Raw genomic sequence first — 18,292 nt, 5'->3', positions numbered from 1 at the left:
AAGAACGGGATCAGACACCATGGATAAGCACACCGAAATGCAAGCCGTCGTCTGCCACGGCCCCAAAGACTACCGCCTGGAACGCATCGGCAAACCTCAGGCACGCGCCAATGAACTGGTGATCCGCATCGCCGCCTGTGGCATCTGCGCCAGTGACTGCAAGTGCCACTCGGGCGCGGCCATGTTCTGGGGGGGCGACAACCCGTGGGTCAAGGCGCCGGTCGTGCCGGGCCACGAGTTTTTTGGCTATGTGGTGGAGGTCGGCGAGGGCGGCGAGGAGCACTTCGACGTCGCGGTAGGCGACAAGGTGATTGCCGAACAGATCGTGCCCTGCGGCAAGTGCCGCTTCTGCAAATCCGGCAAGTATTGGATGTGCGAAGTGCACAACATCTTCGGCTTCCAGCGTGAAGTGGCCGAAGGCGGCATGGCCCAGTACATGCGCATTCCCAAGACCGCCATCGTGCACAAGATCCCTGAATCGGTGTCGCTGGAAGACTCGGCTCTGGTGGAGCCAATGGCCTGCTCGATCCACACCGTCAACCGTGGCGATGTCCAGCTTGACGACGTGGTGGTCATCGCCGGTGCCGGCACCCTTGGCTTGTGCATGGTCCAGGTTGCCGCGTTGAAAACCCCGAAGAAACTGGTGGTGATCGACATGGTCGACGAGCGTCTGGAACTGGCGAAAAAATTCGGCGCCGACGTGGTGATCAACCCGTCACGCGACAACGCCCGCGAGATCATCAATGGCCTCACCGACAATTACGGTTGCGACGTGTACATCGAAACCACCGGCGTACCGGCCGGCGTCACCCAGGGCCTGGACTTGATCCGCAAGCTCGGGCGCTTCGTCGAGTTCAGCGTGTTTGGCGCCGAAACCACGGTCGACTGGTCGATCATCGGCGACCGCAAGGAGCTGGACGTGCGCGGTGCCCACCTCGGGCCTTACTGCTACCCGATCGCCATCGACCTGTTCGAACGTGGCCTGGTCACTTCCAAGGGCATCGTTACCCACGATTTCCCGTTGGATGACTACGCCGAAGCGTTTGAGCTGGCCAACTCGACCAAGTCAATCAAGGTGCTGTTGAAGCCGGTGGCCTGAGCATGAACTACGTGATGGGTGTCGACATAGGAACCCAGAGCACCAAGGCGCTGCTGGTGGATGGTCAAGGCACGATCATCGCCCAGCACAGCCAGGGGTATCGCGTAGATACCCCGAAAGTGCGCTGGGCCGAACAATGGCCGCAGGTCTGGCTGGACGCCGTCGAAGCCTGTGTCGCGCAGTGCATGGGCAAGGCGGGCGTGGCGGCGCAGCAGGTCAAGGCGCTGTGCATCAGCAGCCTGTATGGCGGTTCGGGAATTGCGGTGGATGCACAGATCACACCGCTGCACCCGTGCCTGATCTGGATGGACCGCCGCGCCGGCGAGCAGGTGGCCTGGGTGCGCGAGCAGGTGGACCTGGAGCGTTTGTTCGAGGTCACCGGCAACTCGGTGGACAGCTACTACGGTTTCACCAAGATGCTCTGGCTCAAGCAGCACCAGCCTCAGGTGTGGGCGAAAACCCGCTACCTGCTGCCGCCCAACAGCTATATCAACTGGTGCCTCACGGGTGAGTTGGCGGTGGACCATAGCAGCGCCGGCAACATCGGTGGTGTCTACGATGTGAAAGCGCGTGATTGGTCCGGCGAGATGCTTGATGCACTGGGCATACCGCAGGCGATGATGCCTGAACGCCTGGTGTATTCCGGTGAATTGGTCGGTGGCTTGTTGCAAGACTGGGCATTGCGCCTGGGCCTGCAAGCCGGCACGCCGATCCTGGCCGGTGGCGTCGATGCGGCCATGGCCACCTTGGCAGCGGGCGTGACTCAGCCGGGCAATCACGTGGCGATGATCGGCACCAGCATGTGCTGGGGTTACCTGAACCAACAGGTGGATGCACACCACGGCTTGGTGAGCATGCCCCACGTCTATAACGGCCACCGGGACCTGTACATATTCGGCGGTGCGATCACGGCCGGTGCCTCGGTCAGCTGGTTTCGCGAGCAGTTCTGCCAGGCTGAAGAGCTACAGGCCAAGGCCACCAGCCAGGACAGCCTGGCGCTGCTGGAACAGAGCGCGATGAGCATTCCGGCGGGCAGTGAGGGCCTGTTGTTCCTGCCGTACCTGATGGGCGAGCGCAGCCCGGTGTGGGATGACCGCGCGAGTGGCAGTTTTGTCGGCTTGAACCTGTATCACAGCCGCATTCACCTGTACCGCGCGGTGCTGGAGGGGGTGAGTTTTGCCCTGCGGCATAACATCGAAGCGGGCACGCGCGGGGCGCATTCCCTGGACCCGCGTTTGATCGTGGTGGGTGGCGCGAGCCATTCGGATCTGTGGATGCAGATCATCGCGGATATCACGCAGTACCCGGTGTACACCATCGTTCAGGAGGTAGAAGCGGCGTTGGGTGCGGCGTTGTTGGCGGCGCATACGGTGGGGTTGGTGAGTGATGGGGAGATGGATAAAGGGTGGGTGCAGCTGGCGCTGCGGGCGGAGCCAAAGGTTGAAAACGTCGGGGTTTATGACCGGGCGTTTGCCGAGTATTTGAAGCTGTATCCCGCCCTGAAACCGATCATGCATAACCTGCAAACGAACTGATTCAACACAGTCCAAATGTGGGAGCTGGCTTGCCAGCTCCCACATTGGATCTTCATTGTTTTTGAGATCTCTATTCATGAACGCAGCCTTTGACTTCACCCACCACCGCATCCTCGTCACCGGCGCCAGCAGTGGCATCGGCCGCGAGATCGCCCTGCAGCTGATTGCCAGCGGCGCCGACGTCTTTGCCCTCGGCCGAGACGCCCAAGCCCTGGCCCAACTCGGCTGCCACACCCTCTGCCTGGACATCGCCGACAGCACCGCCCTCGACAAAGCCCTGCAAGACCTGCCGCCGCTGCACGGCCTGGTCAACTGCGCCGGCATCTCGCGCCTGGAACCCGCCGCCGCGATCAGCGCCGACGCGTTCGACCAAGTGATGAACGTCAACGCTCGCGCCGCCGCGCAAGTCGCCAGCCGCGTGGCCGCCAAAATGATCGAGGCACACATCGCCGGTAGCATCGTCAACGTCTCCAGCCAGGCCTCGCTGGTGGCCCTGGACGATCACCTCGGCTACTGCGCGTCCAAGGCCGCGCTGGATGCGATTACCCGCGTGCAATGCGCCGAGTGGGGCCGTTTTGGGATTCGCGTCAACAGCGTCAATCCTACGGTCACGCTCACACCGATGGCGACCATGGCCTGGTCCGAGCCGGCCAAGCGCGATCCGGCGCTGGCGGCTATTCCCTTGGGACGCTTCGCTGAAACCGTGGAAGTTGCGCTGCCGGTGCTGTTCCTGCTGAGCCGCGCCGCCAGCATGATCAGCGGCGTCAGCCTGCCCATCGACGGTGGCTACACCAGCCGCTAGCCGTTTTCCAACCGGCCGGCTATCACCACCTTGTCCCGTGGTTTGAACGGGTCTTCGAGGCGGTCGAGCAACAGGCGTACCGCGCTGCTGCCGGCCAAGGACGCGTCGTGGGCCACGCAGGCGATGGGCACGCCGAAGATATCGGCGAAGGGCAGGCGATCGATGCCGCAAATGGTCAGGCTGTCGTGGGGGATGTTGTGCATGCGCAACGCGCGCAGGGCACCGAGGGTGATCAACTGGTTGAAGCCCATGATCGCATCCGGCGCCGAGTGTTCGGCCAGGTAGTCGAGGGTGTGCAGGTACGACGGCATCAGCGTGTAGTCGCCGGCCTGCACCTCGACCTGCACCAGGGGATGTTCGGCCAGCACTTCACGCAGGCCCTTGAGGCGTTCGACGGTGATGCGTGAGTGTTCGGGACCCGTCAGCACCAGCAGGCGCTTGAGCGCGGGTGTCTGGCGCAGCAGGTAGTGCGCGGCCTGGATGCCGCTGTGATAGTTGTCCAGCACTACGCGGCTGAACGGGCTGTCGTGAATCGTGCGATCGAGCAGCACCACCGGGGTCTTGCCGTTGCCCAGGCGTTCAAGGTAGTCGGGCTGGTAGCTCGGCTCGTCCGAGACCGGCGACAGGATGATCCCCGCCACGCGGTAGCCCAACAGGGTGTCCACGGCTTTGCTTTCCAGTTCTTCCAGTTCGTCGGTGTCTACCAGCATGATGGTGTAGCCGTGCTGCTTGGCCTCGCGGGAAATCGCCTTGATCATTTCGCTGTAGAACGGGTTGTCCACTGAGGCGGTGATCACGCCGATGATCAGGCTTTCGCTGCGCTTGAGCCCGCGCGCGAAGGCGTTGGGCACGTAGTCCAGCTCCCGCGCTACTTCGAGGATGCGCGCCAAGGTGGCCGGTTTGACCAGGTCGGGTTTGCTCAGCGCGCGGGACACTGTGATGGTGGTCATGCCGACCCGTTTGGCGATGTCGCTGATGGTGACGGACTTTTTCTTGTTCATCGGTAAGGCTGCAAAAGGAAACACCCGCAGGCTAGCATGCGCGCGGGGGTAGGGTGATTCAAATCAATGGGTCCCAGCGCTGCGACCAGTCAGTTTCAGCCTTGACCACTTCGCGCAACAACCCCAGTGCCTGTTGCAACACCGCCGAATCCCGCGCCCGTGAATACACCAGGTAAGTGGGGAAGCTGAACTCCGGCGCCTTGGGCACGCGCTGCATCACGCCACTGTCCAGGTAGCTTTGCACCACGCGGGTACGGAAATAGCCGGCGCCGCCGTTTTCGAGGATGTACTGCAACGCCAGTGGCCCGAGGTTGAAACTCAGCGCGGCGCGGGCCTTGTCGGGCAGGGCGGCGTCATGCTGCTGACGAAAGCCTGGGCCCCAGTCGATATACACGTAGGGGGCCGGATTGCTCACCAACTGCACCAGGATCAGTTTTTCTTCCAGCACCTGCTCCACCTGCAACCCCGGCCAGTATTGCGGCTGGAACACCAGCGCGGCGTCGAGCACGCCGAGTTCCAGCTGGCGCAGCAGGTATTCGCCTTCGCGGATTTCGGTACGCAGCGCATGGCCCGGAATATGTTGGCGCAGCGCCTGGGCCCAGCCGAGCATCAACGGGTTGCACAGGCTGACCTCACCGCCGATGTGCAGCACATTGCGATAGCCATCCGGCAGCGGCAGGTCGCGGCGCGCGGCTTCCCAGGTTTGCAGCAATTGGTTGGCGTACACCACGAAGGCTTCGCCGTCGGCGGTCAGGCGTGCGCCGGCGCGGTTGCGGATGAACAGCGTGCTGCCCAATTGGCTTTCGAGGCTCTTGACCCGCGCGGTGATAGCGGTTTGGGTGACGTGCAGTTTCTCGGCCGCCGCAGCCAGGCTGCCGCAGCGGGTGATTTCGAGGAAAGTGCGTGCCAGTTCGATGTCCATGAAGCCCCCGGGGATGAATGGGGGGCATTGTAGTGGAATGTGGTCAAACCTGTGGGAGCAGGCTTGTCGAGTCGTCGAACCGCTGCGATAGCCATAAGTATCTACACATCTTCAACGTGAAATTGCGTAGCAGCTGTCGAGCCCTGGCGAGGCTGCGTCAGCGGTGTGTCAGACAGCCCGCAAACGCAGCCTCGCCAGGGCTCGACAGCTGCTACGCAGAGGGGGCCCCCAAGATGTGTAGATACCTATGCTGCGATGGCGGTGATTCAGTCAATCCAGTTGTCACTGATGCACGGCTATCGCAGGCAAATCAGCTCCCACAGTAGATTGCATTTCAGACTGGGTTTTTTGGTGCCTGCAAGTGCGGGGTAGGGAATGCTTTGGCGTACGCCTGGCACACCCGCAAAACCTTTTCATCCGCAAACCGCGCGCCCACCACGTGCAACCCCACTGGCAAACCATTCGCCGCCAACCCGCACGGCACCGAAGCTGCCGGTTGCTGCGTCAGGTTGAAGGGGTAGGTGAACGGCGTCCACTGCGTCCATTCCTGCAAACCCGAACCCGGTGGCACGTCGTGCCCGGCGTCGAACGCGGTGATCGGCATCATCGGCGACACCAGCACGTCGTAATGCTCATGGAATGCGGCCATGCGCGCCACCAGGGCTGCGCGCGCTTCGAGGGCCGCGTTGAAGTCATCCAGGCTCAAGCGTTCGCCGCGTTGTGCGATGCGCAGCAAACCAGGATCGAGCAGCTGCTTTTGCGCCTCGCTCATGCTCCCGGTCAGGCGTGCGGCGCCGGCGGCCCACAGGGTGCTGAAGACTTCCAGCGGGTCACTGAAGCCGGGGTCGATTTGCTCGACATGGGCGCCCAGTTGCACCAGCCCTGCCACCGCTTGAGCGACGACCTTGGCCACGTGCGGGTCGACGTCAACGTAACCGAAGTTCGGGCTATAGGCGACCCGCAAACCTTTCAGATCCGTACCCGGCATGAGCCATGGCGTGGTGCGTGGCGCACCGACCAAGCCATCGCGCGCATCCGGCTGGGCGATGGTCTGCAGCATCAACACGCTGTCTTCCACCGTGCGGGTCATCGGCCCCAGGTGCGAGAGGATGGTCATGGAGCTGGCCGGCCATTGCGGCACATAACCGAAGGTGGGCTTGATCCCGAAGGTGCCCGTGAATGCACAGGGAATCCGGATCGAACCGCCCGCATCGCTGCCCTGGTGCAACACACCGAGGTTCAATGCGGCCGCTGCCCCTGCGCCGCCGGACGAACCGCCGGCCGTGGTGCGTGTGTCCCAGGGGTTGCGGGTGACGCCGTAGAGCGGGTTGTCGGTGACGCCTTTCCAGCCGAATTCCGGGGTGGTGGTCTTGCCCAGCAGCACCGCGCCGGCCTTGCGCATAAAGGCGGTGAAGGGCGCGTCGATGTCCCATGGGCCCTCGGCGGATGTGGTGCGCGAGCCCTTGCGGGTGGGCATGCCGATCGTCAGCGTGAGGTCTTTGATCGACGCCGGCACGCCGTCCAACGCGCCGCAGGGTTGGCCGTCGAGCCAGCGTTGTTCGGAAGCACGCGCTGCGTTCAGCGCGCCTTCGGGGTCCACGTGGCAGTAGGCGTTTACCACTGGGTTATAGCGTTCGATACGCAGCAAGGTATCCTCGGTGACTTCCACCGGCGACAGGCTCTTGTCGCGAAAATGCTGCAGCAGTTGCACCGCCGTCAGTTCGCCGATCTCACTCATGCCACATCCCCCTGAGCCGCATTGACCATGGCCCGCAGCAATACCGCGCAGCCCGCCGCCAGGTCATCCGGCGCGGCGTTTTCGATTTCGTTATGGCTGATGCCGCCCTCGCACGGCACAAAGATCATCCCGGCGGGGCCCAGTTCGGCCACGAAAATCGCGTCGTGCCCGGCGCCGCTGACGATATCCATATGGCTCAAGCCCAACACACCCGCCGCGTCGCGCACCGCGTTGACGCAGGCCGGGTTGAAGTCCAGCGGCGGGAAGTCGGCCGTCGGCGTCAGCTCAAAGGTGAGGCCGTGTGTTTTGGCGGTGGCTTCGATCACGCCGCGCACTTCATCGACCATGGCTTGCAGCGTGTCCGCATGCAGGTGGCGCAGGTCGATGGTCATGTGCACTTGGCCAGGAATCACGTTGCGTGAACCGGGGTGCAGGCTCAGGCAACCGACCGTGCCACAGGCGTGGGGTTGTTGTTGATGGGCGATACGGTTGACCGCGCTGACCACCTCGGCGGCGCCAACCAGGGCGTCCTTGCGCAGGTGCATCGGCGTCGGGCCGGCGTGGGCTTCGACGCCGGTTAAGGTCAGGTCGAACCACTTCTGGCCCAGGCAACCCATGACCACGCCAATCGTGGTGGCCTGGTCTTCCAGCACCGGACCTTGTTCGATATGGGCTTCGAAATACGCGCCTACCGGATGGCCCAGCACCGCCCGGGCACCGGCATAGCCGATGCGCTGCAACTCGGCGCCCACTGACAGGCCTTGGTCGTCGAGCTTGTCGAGGGTGTTCTGTAAATCGAATTTACCGGCAAACACCCCCGAACCCATCATGCACGGCGGGAAGCGCGAGCCTTCTTCGTTGGTCCATACCACCACTTCAATCGGCGCTTCGGTTTCGATGTTCAAATCATTGAGGGTGCGGATCACTTCCAGCCCGGCCATCACCCCGTAGCAACCGTCGAACTTGCCGCCGGTGGGCTGGGTGTCGATATGGCTGCCGGTCATCACCGGGGGCAGGGCAGGATTGCGCCCGGCGCGGCGCGCGAAAATATTGCCGATGGCGTCGACACTGACGCTGCACCCGGCCGCCTCACACCATTGCACAAACAGGTCGCGGGCCTGGCGGTCCAGATCGGTGAGGGCCAGGCGGCACACGCCGGCTTTGGCCGTGGCGCCAAGCTGGGCCAGGTCCATCAAGGATTGCCACAGGCGGTCGCGGTTGATCAGCGGGGCGTTGCTCTTGAGCGGTTGCGCAAAACTATTCATCAGCAGTCTCCGGTCAGGCACTCAGGGCCAAATAGCGGTTTTTGATGGTCGGGTCGGCGCGAAAGGCGGCGGCGCTGCCCTCGTAGACCACGCGGCCTTGTTCGAGCACGTAATGGCGGTCGGCGAGCTTGTCGCAGACCATCAGGTTCTGTTCCACCAGCAACACCGGCAGGCCGTCGTCCTTGACCTTGCGCAGGATCTTCACCAACTCGTCGACGATCACCGGGGCCAGGCCTTCGGTGGGCTCATCAAGGATCAGCAACTTTGGATCGTTGAGCAGCGCACGGGCGATGGCGAGCATTTGTTGCTCGCCGCCAGAAAGCGCATGGCCGGCGTTTTTGCGACGTTCCTTGAGGCGCGGGAACATGCCGTAGACGTCTTCGAGCTGCCAGCGGCTGGTCTTGCGTGCGGCGATGCGCAGGTTTTCTTCGACGGTCAGCAGGCGGAAAATTCCGCGGTTCTCCGGTACCAGCGCCAGGCCCTGGCGAGCAATTTCAAAGATCTTCTGGCCCACCAGTGCCTGGCCGTTGAAATGGATCTGGCCCTGGCGTGGGCAAATAATCCCGAGGATGCTGCGCAGCGTCGTGGTCTTGCCGGCGCCGTTGCGGCCCAGCAGCGTCACCAGCTCGCCAGGGTTTACGGTCAGCGACACGCCTTCCAGCACGTGGCTCTTGTCGTAGTAGGAATGGATATTCTCGACGATCAGCATCAGGCAGCCTCCCCAAGGTACGCACTGCGCACACGTTCATCGGCCCGCACGAATTCCGGCGTGCCTTCCACCAGGATCTGCCCGTGGCTCATCACCGTGATGCGTTGGCTGATGGACATGACAATGCTCATGTTGTGTTCGATCAACAGCACCGTGTGGTCGCGGCCGAGGTCGCTGATCAGTTGGGTCATGATCGGGATGTCGTCGATGCCCATGCCCGAGGTGGGCTCGTCGAGCATCAACAGTTTGGGTTTGGAGCAGATCGACATGCCCACCTCCAGCACGCGTTGCTGGCCGTGGGACAACTCGCCGGCCAGGGTGTCGGCGCGGGCGGTGAGTTGCAGGCGTTCCAGCACGTGGTCGGCCATCTCCAGGTGTTCGCGCTTGCTGTCCACGCGGCGCCAGAAATTCAGGGCGCGCACACCATCGCGGCCTTGGGCGGCCAGGCGCAGGTTTTCGCGCACGCTGAGGTTCTGGAACAGGCTGGTAAGCTGGAACGAGCGCGCCATGCCCAGGCCGACACGGGCATGGGCCGGTTTGCGCATCAGGTTCCTGCCGTCGAAATGAATCGCCCCGGCGGTGGCCTGGCGCTCACCGGTGAGGCAGTGGAACAGGCTGGTCTTGCCCGCGCCGTTGGGGCCAATGATGGTGTGGATGGTGCCGGCTTCGACCTTGAGGTTTACGCCATTCACCGCATGGAAGGCACCGTAGGCCAGTTCCAAGTCTTTGGTTTCCAGCAGGATGCTCATAGCACGTCCTCCTTGGCGACAGCGGCGGCCTTGCGACTGCCTCGCACCCGTTCAAACAGCGACACCAGGCCGCCCCACAAACCACCGCGCATGAAGATCACCACCAGGATCAAAATCACCCCCAGCAGCATCAGCCAGCGCGGCCACAGGTCGGAGAGGAAATCCCCCAGCAGCACGATGGAACCGGCGCCCAGCAATGAGCCGAACAAAGAGCCCGTGCCGCCGACGATGGTCATGATCAGGATGTTCTCGGACATCATCAGGTCGATATTCGACAGCGGCACAAAGTGCAGCAGCATGGCGTACAGCGCGCCGGCAACCCCGGTGACCGCGCCGGACAGTACAAACACCAGGATTTTGAAATGCCGCGTGTCGTAGCCGATGGCCGAGGCACGGGTTTCGTTTTCGCGGATCGCCATCAGCGTGCTGCCGAACGGTGAGGCGATCACTCGGCGTGCGCCGATAAAGATCAGCAGGAACAGCACCGCGACAAAGCCGTAGAAGGCGCGGGCGTCGGCGAGCGATAGCAACACGCTGTCACCGAGGCGGATTTCCGGGCGTGGCACGCTGAGCAGGCCGTTGTCGCCGCCGGTCCAGTCACTGAGCGTATAGGCGACGAAGTAAGCCATTTGGCTGAACGCCAGGGTCAGCATCACGAAGTAGATGCCGGTACGGCGGATCGCCAGGGCGCCCACCAACAAGGCCAGGAACCCACCGGCAACGGCGGCGCCGAGCAGCGCCGTGAACAAACCCATTTGCAGGTGGATCATCAGCAACGCCGCACAATACGCGCCGGCACCAAAGAAGATGCCTTGGCCGAAGGACAGTAGCCCGGTGTAACCCAGCAGCAAGTTGCAGGCGAGGGCGGCCATGGCAAAGATCAGGATCTCGGTGGCCAGGGTCGCCGAGGGCAGTATCAAGGGCAGGCCAATCAGCACTGCCAATACCCACAGCAACATCGCGCGCGATTGCGTCTTGGCAAACGGCAGGGGGTTTTTCTCGCTCATGTCAGGCTCTCCCAAACAGGCCGTAAGGACGTACCAGAATCACCACGGCCATTGCGCCGTAGATCATCAGGCTCGCGCCCTGGGGCCAAAGTGTGGTCATCAGGCTTTGCACCACGCCCACCAGCAAACCGCCGACCAGCGCACCGCTGAACGAACCCATGCCGCCGATCACCACGACCACAAACGCCACCCCGAGAATTTCCGGGCCGACGAAGGGCTGGGCGCCGCGCAACGGCGCGAACAGCACACCGGCCATGCCGGCCAGGGCAACGCCAAGGGCGAAGGTCATGGAGAACAGGCGGAAAATATTGGTGCCCAGCAACGAGACGGTTTCGGTGCTCTCACTGCCTGCCCGTACCAGGGCGCCGAAGCGCGTGCGTTCCAACAGCAGCCACAGGCCCAGGCCGACCAGCCCGGAAAACACGATGAGGAATAGGCGGTAATAGGGGTAGACGAAGTCACCCACCACCAGCACGCCGCGCAGCAGCTCAGGCACGGCGACGCTCTTGCCCACCGGCCCCCAGATCATCACGCTGGCTTCCTGGATGATCAGCGCGATGCCCAAGGTCACCAGGATCTGGAACATGTGCGGCAAGTGGTAAATCCGCTGGATCAATAATCGCTCGATGGCCCAGGCCAACGCGGCCACCACCAGCGGGGCGATCAACAGCGCCAGCCAGAAATTGCCGGTGAGGCTCACGGCGGTGTAGCAGATGTAGGCTCCCAGCAAGAAGAACGCGCCGTGGGCGAAGTTGACGAAGTTGAGCAGGCCGAAAATGATCGTCAGCCCGACCGCGATCAGGAAGTAGATCATCCCCAATCCAAGGCCGTTGAGTATCTGGAACAGGTAAAGATTAAGCATGCAGGAACCCTCTGCAGGAGGCCGCTCGCACGGCCCTGCGCTACCAAATTCAGGGGATCAGCCGAGCGTGCAGCCCGTGGCTTCCACTGGCGGGAACGACTGGCCGGCGCTGAGCACTTTGGCCAGGTCGTCCTTGTCGGCCATGTCGCCGGTGGCCTTGCCGATCAGCAGGTAGTAATCCTTGATCACTTGGTGGTCGCCAGCGCGGATCGATTCCTTGCCGGTCGGGCCTTCAAAACTCAAGCCCTGCATGGCTTTGGCCACGGTTTTACCGTCGAAGCTGCCGGTGCTAATGATGGTTTCGAGCATGACCTTGGTGCTGATGTAATCGGCGGCCAGCGGGTAGGTGGGGTTGATGCCGTACTTGGCCTGGGTCAGCTTGACCAGTTCGCGGTTGAGCGGGGTGTCGACCTGGTGCCAGTACTGCGCGCCGAGGTACACGCCTTCAAGCACATCGCTGCCCAACTCCTGGAATTGGTCGAGGCCGGCGGACCATACCAGCAGCACTTTCATGCGCTCCTTGATGCCGAAGTTCACCGCCTGGCGCAGGGTGTTGGACGACTGGCTGCCGAAGTTGAGCAGCACCAGTACATCGGGCTTGGCGGTGATGGCGTTGGTCAGGTAGCCGGAGAATTCTTGTTCTTGCAGTGAGTGGTAGCTGTTGCCGATGTGTTCCAGGCCGTTTTCCTTGAGCACTGTTTTTGCGCCTTCAAGCAGCGCTTCGCCGAACACGTATTGCGGGGTGATGGTATACCAGCGCTTGGCGTCCGGCAGCAGTTTGATCAGCGGCACCATGGTTTCGCGGATCGCACCGTAGGTGGGCACCGACCAGCGGAAGGTCGCGAGGTTGCAATCCTTGCCGGTGACTTCGTCGGCGCCGACCGGGGTCATGAACACACCGCCGACTTTGTCGACTTCCTTGGCCACCGCCAAGGCTGACGATGACAAGGTGCAGCCCTGGAAGAACCGCGCGCCGTCCTGCTGGATGGCTTCCTGCACCTTGCGCACGGCCTTGCCGGCGTTGCCTTCGGTGTCGATGACTTTGTAGTTCAGTGGCCGGCCGAGCAGTTCGGGGTGCTGTTCCACCGCCAGGCGCGAACCCATGTCGGCAAATTTGCCATAGCTGGCAAAGGCGCCAGACATGGACTTGAGGCCGTAAAAGGTAAAGGGCTCGGCGGCGAATGCCGACCGGATACTCAGCGGGAGGCTGAGGGCGGCGGCTGCGGTGAGACTGGCTTTCAACAACGTACGACGCTGCATGGGGTGACTCCCTGGTTTAGTTATTGGCAGGAGTGGCAAGGGCGATACGGTGGAGCAAGGGCCTGTGGGCAGGCCTGTTATTGAATTGGGTGAAACGGTCTGAGGGTTGGAACCCGGTCAACTGTGGGAGCTGGCTTGCCTGCGATCGCATCGACTCGGTGTAACTGAACACCGAGGTGCCTGCATCGCAGGCAAGCCAGCTCCCACATTGATCGGGTTTCCACAGTAGGTACCGCGGTGTTTTCAGTGGTTGTGATCGAACTCCAGCAGAAAATGCGGGCTGACTTCACCTTCCAGCGCCGTCATATGGTGTTCCGCATCGCACATGTGCTCATGCATCAAACCGCGCACCGCGCGTTCATCCCCGGCACGAAAGGCGATCAGCAACTGTTTGTGATAATCCAGGTTGGCCGCGTCGAACTGCTTGCGCTTGGGCTTGTAGGCCTTTTTCAACACCACCAGGTCGCGCAGCAGGTCGTTGAGAAACTGCGCCATGAAACTCAGCAACGGATTGGGGCAGGCCTTGGCCAGCAGGTTATGGAACTCCAGTTCCGCCAGGCGTTGCTCGCGCTGGCCGGCCTCGCTGTCTTCCGGGGCGCTGCAGAAATCCACGTTGTCTTGCAGGGCCTGGTAGTCGTCTTCGCTCAAGCGCCCGAGCACCGACACCGCGAGTTCCACTTCGATGACTTTGCGCAGTTGGTACACCTGCTCGCCATCCAAATGCTGGAAGTGCAGGTAGTTGCGCAGCGCGCGGCTGGCGGGCTCAGTGCCGGCCTGGTTCAGGTAAGCACCACCGCTGGGGCCGGTGCGTGTGCTCACCAGGCCTTCCACTTCCAGGGCCTTGAGCGCTTCGCGGGCCGAGCCCTTGGAGCACTGGAAGCTTTCCATCAGCTCACGTTCAGTGGGTAGACGGTCGCCGGGCTTCAAGGCGTCGGTGACGATGGAGCGCTTGACCGACTCGACAATCACATCGGACAGCTTCTGGCGTTTGCGTCGGAGCGGGCGACTTAGCATGGGTTCGATTTATCGTATTAATGCGGATAAATAGCACTTAATAGCGATCGGGATGCAGCGTCAACGCCACGTGTCGTTTTCGATGGCAACAGGTCGCAAACGGGTGGCTGCTCCGCGGTTACCTGAGTCAAGGCAACGGGTGGACGGCGGTGGCTGCTTGCCAAAGACCAGGAAGTCTGCGACCCAGCGGTTGATGCAACTGCTGGCGGCGTGCTTGACGGGTTCTTTCAGCCGCAGTTGCTCGACCGGCGAAGCCGCTTCTTCGGCCTGTTGCGCGTTGACCAGCACCATGCGCGCCACGCGATCGGGAAACAGCGCAGCGTAACGGCTACCCAGGCGGGCGGCGTTGTCATTGCCCAGGTAGAGCAGTTGGGCGTCGCCAAGTTGCCTGCGGACGTACTCCATGTCCTGGGCGGCCTGTTCGATGCCGTTGTCGTTGCTGAGGTCGCGGGGGCTGAGTTCGATCACGTCGTAACGGTCGACCAGCGTGCGATAGGCGGGGTTGGCGTAGGCGCCCCAGAGGCTGGTCAGGTGAATGACAAAGGTGCCGCCCTGGTTGTTGGCGGCGGCGTCGCCAGCCTGGGCAAACACCACGCCTTCACGGTTCAGCGGGTCACGGGCGCCGACGCGAGTCAGGTAGAGACGCAAGCTGCCTTGCCGGGGCGCGGCGTAATTGCGCGGTACGTTCACAATGCCGCATTGGGTGCGTTGCAGCACCTCGGGGTCCAGGCGCTCAACGGTGGGCAGGGGGCAGTCCAGCAGCCAGTCGATGGTGGTGGGAGGGATCAGTGGTTGGGCAGAGGCAAGGCTTGCCGTCAGCCAGAGACAGGCGCACGTCAGGTAGTTTGCAACAGTCATCGAGAGGTCCTGGGCGGCCGTGTAATAGCGGCTTTTTTACCAAGGACCTCAGGTCGAAGAATGTAGGGTGAAAAGACAGCTAATGTACGAGATCGGAGTTTTGTTTATCGGATCTGTGCCTGCCAGCCACCGCCCAGTGCCTTGTACAGCGCGATGCTGGCCTGCAGGCGTGACAGCCGCAGTTGCACATTCTGGTCTTGGGCCGCGTACAGCGTGCGCTGGGTTTCCAGCACCGTGAGCAGGTCTTCGGCACCTGCCTGGTAGCGGCTTTCGGCGATCTGGAACGCGGTCTGGGCCTGTTTCAGCTCTTCACTTTGCCATTCGCGTTGCTGGTCGAGGCGGGTGATGCCGCTGAGGGCTTTTTCCACATCGGCAAAGCCATTGATGATCGCGCCGCGATAGGTTTGCAGCAGTTCATCCTGGCGTGCGCGAGCCTTGTCACGTTCAGCACTTAAACGGCCGTTGTTGAAGATCGGGCCGACGAGGCCGGCGGTCAGCGTGTAGTAGGGGCTGCGCAGCACATCCATGGCCTTGTAGGCGTCGGAGCCCAAGGTTGCACCAAGGGTGACGGCGGGCAGCATGGCCGCGCGGGCCACGGTGACGTCGGCCTGTGCTGCCGCCAGTTGCGCCTCGGCCTTGGCGATATCGGGCCGGCGGCTGAGCAGTTGGCTGGGCAGGCCGGCGCCGATGGTCGGCCAGGTCAGTGCCTGAAAGGGCTCGGCGCCCAGGTCCAACGCCTGCACCGGTTGGCCGAGTAGGGCGGCCAGGGTGATCTGCGATTCTTCGGCCAGTTGCTGGATCAGCGGCAACTGGCGTTGCTGGCTGGCCACCAGGCTTTTTTGCTGTGCCAGTTCCAGGGCCGTGGCGGAGCCGGCGTCGTAGCGCGTCTGTACCAGGTCGAGCACGTTGCGCGCATTGGCCAGGTTCAGCTCGGCGATCTGCTGGCGTTGGTGGGCGGCGAGAGTTTGTGCGTAGCGGTCGGCCACGCTGCTGAGCAGGGTCAGTTCCACGGTGGCCCGGTCAAACTCGCTGGCGCGCAGGCTGTGCAGGGCGCTGTCGCGGGCGGCGGCGCGGCCACCCCAGAAGTCCACTTCGTAGCTGGCGGTGAGGTTGGCGCCGAAGTTGTCGACGGCGTCGTCGCTTTGGGACGCATCCAGGTCCGGTCCACCCGGGCCGCGTATGAGTTTCTGGTGACTGGTCGCGAGGTTGAACTTCACCTCGGGCAACAATGGCGCACCGGCTATCACCGCACTGGCCTGCGCCTGGCGCACACGGGCCGTGGCGGCGGCAACGTCGAAACTGTCACGGCGGGCCTGCTCGATAAGACGGTTCAACTGCGGGCTGGCGAAGTGTGTCCACCATTGCTGGTTGGTGGCCTGGGCGGCGTCGCGCTCGGCGTATTGCCAGGCGGCAGGCGGCGCAATAGCCGTGTCGATGGCCGGTGGGTTGCCGGCGCAGGCGCTGAGCAACACACACAAACCGGGCAAGTAGATGGATCGTTTATTCACTGGTCAACGCCTTAACCGGATCGAGCCGGGCAGCTTTACGGGCCGGCATAAAGCCGAATACGACGCCGGTGACCAGCGCGCAACCAAATGCGCCACACACCGCCACCAGGGAAAACTGCACCGCCACCTCGGCCAGTACCAGCACGCCACCCACCAGCAGGGCCAGGGCGATGCCGCACAGGCCGCCGACCACCGAGAGCATCACCGCTTCGGTAAGGAACTGGCGCAGGATGTCGCGCTGGCGTGCGCCGGTGGCCATGCGGATACCGATTTCGCGGGTACGTTCGCGCACGGTCATCAACATGATGTTCATCACGCCGATACCGCCCACCAACAGGGAAATCGCGGCAATCGAACCGAGCATCAACGACAGCGTGTTCTGCGTGTGGGCTTCGGCCTGGATCATCGCCGCGTTGTTGGTCAGCTCGTAATCGCGCTTGCCGTTGTGCAGCGTTTGCATCAACTGGTCGATGGCCAGCTCGGCCTCGTGGACCTTGCGCGCATCAGCCGCCGCGATCACCACGTATTCGGGGTTATAGCTGCCGAACAGCCGCACGCTGGCGGCGGTATAAGGAATGGCAATGCGGTCGTCGCTGTCCTTGTTGCCGGAGCTGGCGCCTTTTTCCGCCAGCACGCCGATCACCTGAAACGGCACGTTCTCAATCAGGATGTACTGGCCGATGGGGTCGACCTCGCCCTTGAACAGCTTCTCGCGCACACGATGCCCGATCACCGCCACCGTGGCGGCGGCGCGCTCGTCCTCGGCGGTAAAATAATTGCCCTCGACCACCGGCCAATTGAAGATCTCCGGGAAGTTGGTGTCATTGCCGCCCACATAGGCCATGTAGTCGACATTGCCAAAACGCACGCCGGCTTCGCTGCCGTTGACCGGCATGATGCGCTGCACCTGAGGCAGGGCGGCCAGTGCGTGGACGTCATTGAGCGTCACGATCCCCGGCGGCGTACGCGGGTTGGGCGACGATCCACTGAGGTAGATGATGTTGGAGCCGAACGCGCCCATCTGCGCCATGACCTGGCGCTTGCTGCCTTCGCCCACCGCCAGCATCACCACCACCGATGCCACGCCGATAATGATGCCCAGCAGGGTCAACGCGGTGCGGAAGCGGTTGATCCACATCACCCGCCAGGCAGCTTGCACGGCATCCACCAATTCGGCTTTCCACGCGCCATTGTGCTCGGCGCCGTCGGCCAGGCGTTGGCGCAGGTCAACAGCTTGCAGGGCGCCGTTGGCTAATGCAGGAGCAACTTCGCTGCCATCGGCCGAGTCACTGATGATCAAGCCATCGCGAATCTCGATGATGCGGTTGGCCCGCGCCGCCACTTCGCGGTCGTGGGTGATCAGGATCACCACGTGGCCTTGGCTGGCCAGTTCGTCGAGCAGGGTCATGACCTCGGCGCCGCTGTGGCTGTCGAGGGCGCCGGTGGGTTCATCGGCCAGGATGATGTGGCCACCGTTCATCAACGCGCGAGCGATGGACACGCGTTGCTGCTGGCCGCCGGAAAGCTGGTGCGGGCGGTTGCCGGTGCGGTCGGCCAGGCCCAGGCGCGTGAGCAGCGCGTTGGCGCGGGCATGGCGCTCGGTGGCGCTGATGCCGGCATAGATCGCCGGCATCTCGACGTTTTCCTGGGCCGAGCCGGAGGGAATCAAGTGGTAGCCCTGGAACACGAAGCCAAAGGCTTCGCGGCGCAGCCAGGCCAGTTCGTCACTGTCCAGGTGCGCGACGTTTTCCCCGGCGAACAGGTAGTCACCGACGCTTGGGCGGTCGAGGCAGCCGAGGATATTCATCAGCGTGGACTTGCCGGAGCCCGAGGCGCCGACGATGGCAACGAACTCCCCGGCATGAATCGACAGGTCGATGCCGCGCAACACGTCGACCTGCGGGCTGTCGCCGCCGCCGTAGGATTTGCGGATGTTCTTGAGTTCGATCAGGGGCGTGGTCAA

Annotated in this window: 16 protein-coding genes; 3 read left to right on the top strand and 13 right to left on the bottom strand. The window is 63.0% G+C overall.

Features of this window, described 5'->3' with window-relative positions; genetic code table 11:
• Window positions 1-19 precede the first annotated feature (19 nt).
• The 3 genes from JBO08_RS10035 to JBO08_RS10025 all read left to right on the top strand — a co-directional run bounded on the left by JBO08_RS10035 (window position 20) and on the right by JBO08_RS10025 (window position 3,436).
• The gene (locus tag JBO08_RS10035; RefSeq protein ID WP_065875978.1) at window positions 20-1,099 is read left to right on the top strand and encodes an alcohol dehydrogenase catalytic domain-containing protein; all 1,080 of its coding nucleotides are present in this window, start codon (window positions 20-22) and stop codon (window positions 1,097-1,099) included.
• A gap of 2 nt (window positions 1,100-1,101) precedes the next feature.
• Entirely contained in the window at window positions 1,102-2,634 is a 1,533-nt protein-coding gene (locus JBO08_RS10030; protein WP_220075043.1) for an FGGY-family carbohydrate kinase, read from the top strand.
• Between the two features lie 76 nt (window positions 2,635-2,710).
• Window positions 2,711-3,436, top strand: coding sequence for an SDR family oxidoreductase (locus tag JBO08_RS10025; protein ID WP_065880948.1), 726 nt, complete (start codon window positions 2,711-2,713; stop codon window positions 3,434-3,436).
• Here JBO08_RS10025 and JBO08_RS10020 read toward each other — a convergent pair.
• The 13 genes from JBO08_RS10020 to JBO08_RS09960 all read right to left on the bottom strand — a co-directional run bounded on the left by JBO08_RS10020 (window position 3,433) and on the right by JBO08_RS09960 (window position 18,292).
• Window positions 3,433-4,437, bottom strand: coding sequence for a LacI family DNA-binding transcriptional regulator (locus JBO08_RS10020; protein ID WP_220075042.1), 1,005 nt, complete (start codon window positions 4,435-4,437; stop codon window positions 3,433-3,435). The genes JBO08_RS10025 and JBO08_RS10020 overlap by 4 nt on opposite strands.
• A gap of 58 nt (window positions 4,438-4,495) precedes the next feature.
• A complete protein-coding gene (locus tag JBO08_RS10015; RefSeq protein ID WP_065890711.1) occupies window positions 4,496-5,359 on the bottom strand; it encodes a LysR family transcriptional regulator in 864 nt (287 codons plus the stop codon).
• A gap of 334 nt (window positions 5,360-5,693) precedes the next feature.
• Window positions 5,694-7,097 carry an amidase gene (locus JBO08_RS10010; protein WP_220075204.1) on the bottom strand — a complete coding sequence of 468 codons (1,404 nt, stop codon included), beginning with the start codon at window positions 7,095-7,097 and terminating at the stop codon, window positions 5,694-5,696.
• The gene (locus JBO08_RS10005; protein WP_220075205.1) at window positions 7,094-8,362 is read right to left on the bottom strand and encodes a Zn-dependent hydrolase; all 1,269 of its coding nucleotides are present in this window, start codon (window positions 8,360-8,362) and stop codon (window positions 7,094-7,096) included. The genes JBO08_RS10010 and JBO08_RS10005 overlap by 4 nt, the downstream gene beginning before the upstream one ends.
• 13 nt (window positions 8,363-8,375) lie before the next feature.
• Window positions 8,376-9,071 carry an ABC transporter ATP-binding protein gene (locus tag JBO08_RS10000; protein WP_048719438.1) on the bottom strand — a complete coding sequence of 232 codons (696 nt, stop codon included), beginning with the start codon at window positions 9,069-9,071 and terminating at the stop codon, window positions 8,376-8,378.
• The gene (locus JBO08_RS09995; RefSeq protein ID WP_065880953.1) at window positions 9,071-9,820 is read right to left on the bottom strand and encodes an ABC transporter ATP-binding protein; all 750 of its coding nucleotides are present in this window, start codon (window positions 9,818-9,820) and stop codon (window positions 9,071-9,073) included. The genes JBO08_RS10000 and JBO08_RS09995 overlap by 1 nt, the downstream gene beginning before the upstream one ends.
• Complete coding sequence (locus tag JBO08_RS09990) at window positions 9,817-10,827, bottom strand: branched-chain amino acid ABC transporter permease (RefSeq protein ID WP_220075206.1); 1,011 nt, start codon at window positions 10,825-10,827, stop codon at window positions 9,817-9,819. Before JBO08_RS09990 ends, JBO08_RS09995 begins: the two co-directional genes overlap by 4 nt.
• A gap of 1 nt (window position 10,828) precedes the next feature.
• On the bottom strand, window positions 10,829-11,689 hold the full coding sequence (locus JBO08_RS09985) for a branched-chain amino acid ABC transporter permease (RefSeq protein WP_049712559.1): 861 nt from the start codon (window positions 11,687-11,689) through the stop codon (window positions 10,829-10,831).
• Window positions 11,690-11,746: 57 nt separating this feature from the next.
• Window positions 11,747-12,949 carry an ABC transporter substrate-binding protein gene (locus tag JBO08_RS09980; RefSeq protein WP_220075207.1) on the bottom strand — a complete coding sequence of 401 codons (1,203 nt, stop codon included), beginning with the start codon at window positions 12,947-12,949 and terminating at the stop codon, window positions 11,747-11,749.
• Window positions 12,950-13,192: 243 nt separating this feature from the next.
• The gene (locus JBO08_RS09975) at window positions 13,193-13,963 is read right to left on the bottom strand and encodes a FadR/GntR family transcriptional regulator (RefSeq protein WP_065875988.1); all 771 of its coding nucleotides are present in this window, start codon (window positions 13,961-13,963) and stop codon (window positions 13,193-13,195) included.
• A 60-nt stretch (window positions 13,964-14,023) separates the two neighbouring features.
• Window positions 14,024-14,821 carry an alpha/beta fold hydrolase gene (locus JBO08_RS09970; protein WP_065875989.1) on the bottom strand — a complete coding sequence of 266 codons (798 nt, stop codon included), beginning with the start codon at window positions 14,819-14,821 and terminating at the stop codon, window positions 14,024-14,026.
• A 104-nt stretch (window positions 14,822-14,925) separates the two neighbouring features.
• Window positions 14,926-16,329: an efflux transporter outer membrane subunit gene (locus JBO08_RS09965; protein WP_065880956.1), complete on the bottom strand. Its 1,404-nt coding sequence runs from the start codon at window positions 16,327-16,329 to the stop codon at window positions 14,926-14,928.
• The gene (locus JBO08_RS09960; protein ID WP_220075208.1) at window positions 16,322-18,292 is read right to left on the bottom strand and encodes a MacB family efflux pump subunit; all 1,971 of its coding nucleotides are present in this window, start codon (window positions 18,290-18,292) and stop codon (window positions 16,322-16,324) included. The genes JBO08_RS09965 and JBO08_RS09960 overlap by 8 nt, the downstream gene beginning before the upstream one ends.

It is taken from the genome of Pseudomonas sp. LAP_36 (assembly GCF_019456785.1).
Lineage (GTDB): Bacteria > Pseudomonadota > Gammaproteobacteria > Pseudomonadales > Pseudomonadaceae > Aquipseudomonas > Aquipseudomonas tritici.
The sequence above is the reverse complement of the archived record's forward strand: the minus strand, read 5'-3'. Positions and strand labels throughout refer to the sequence as shown.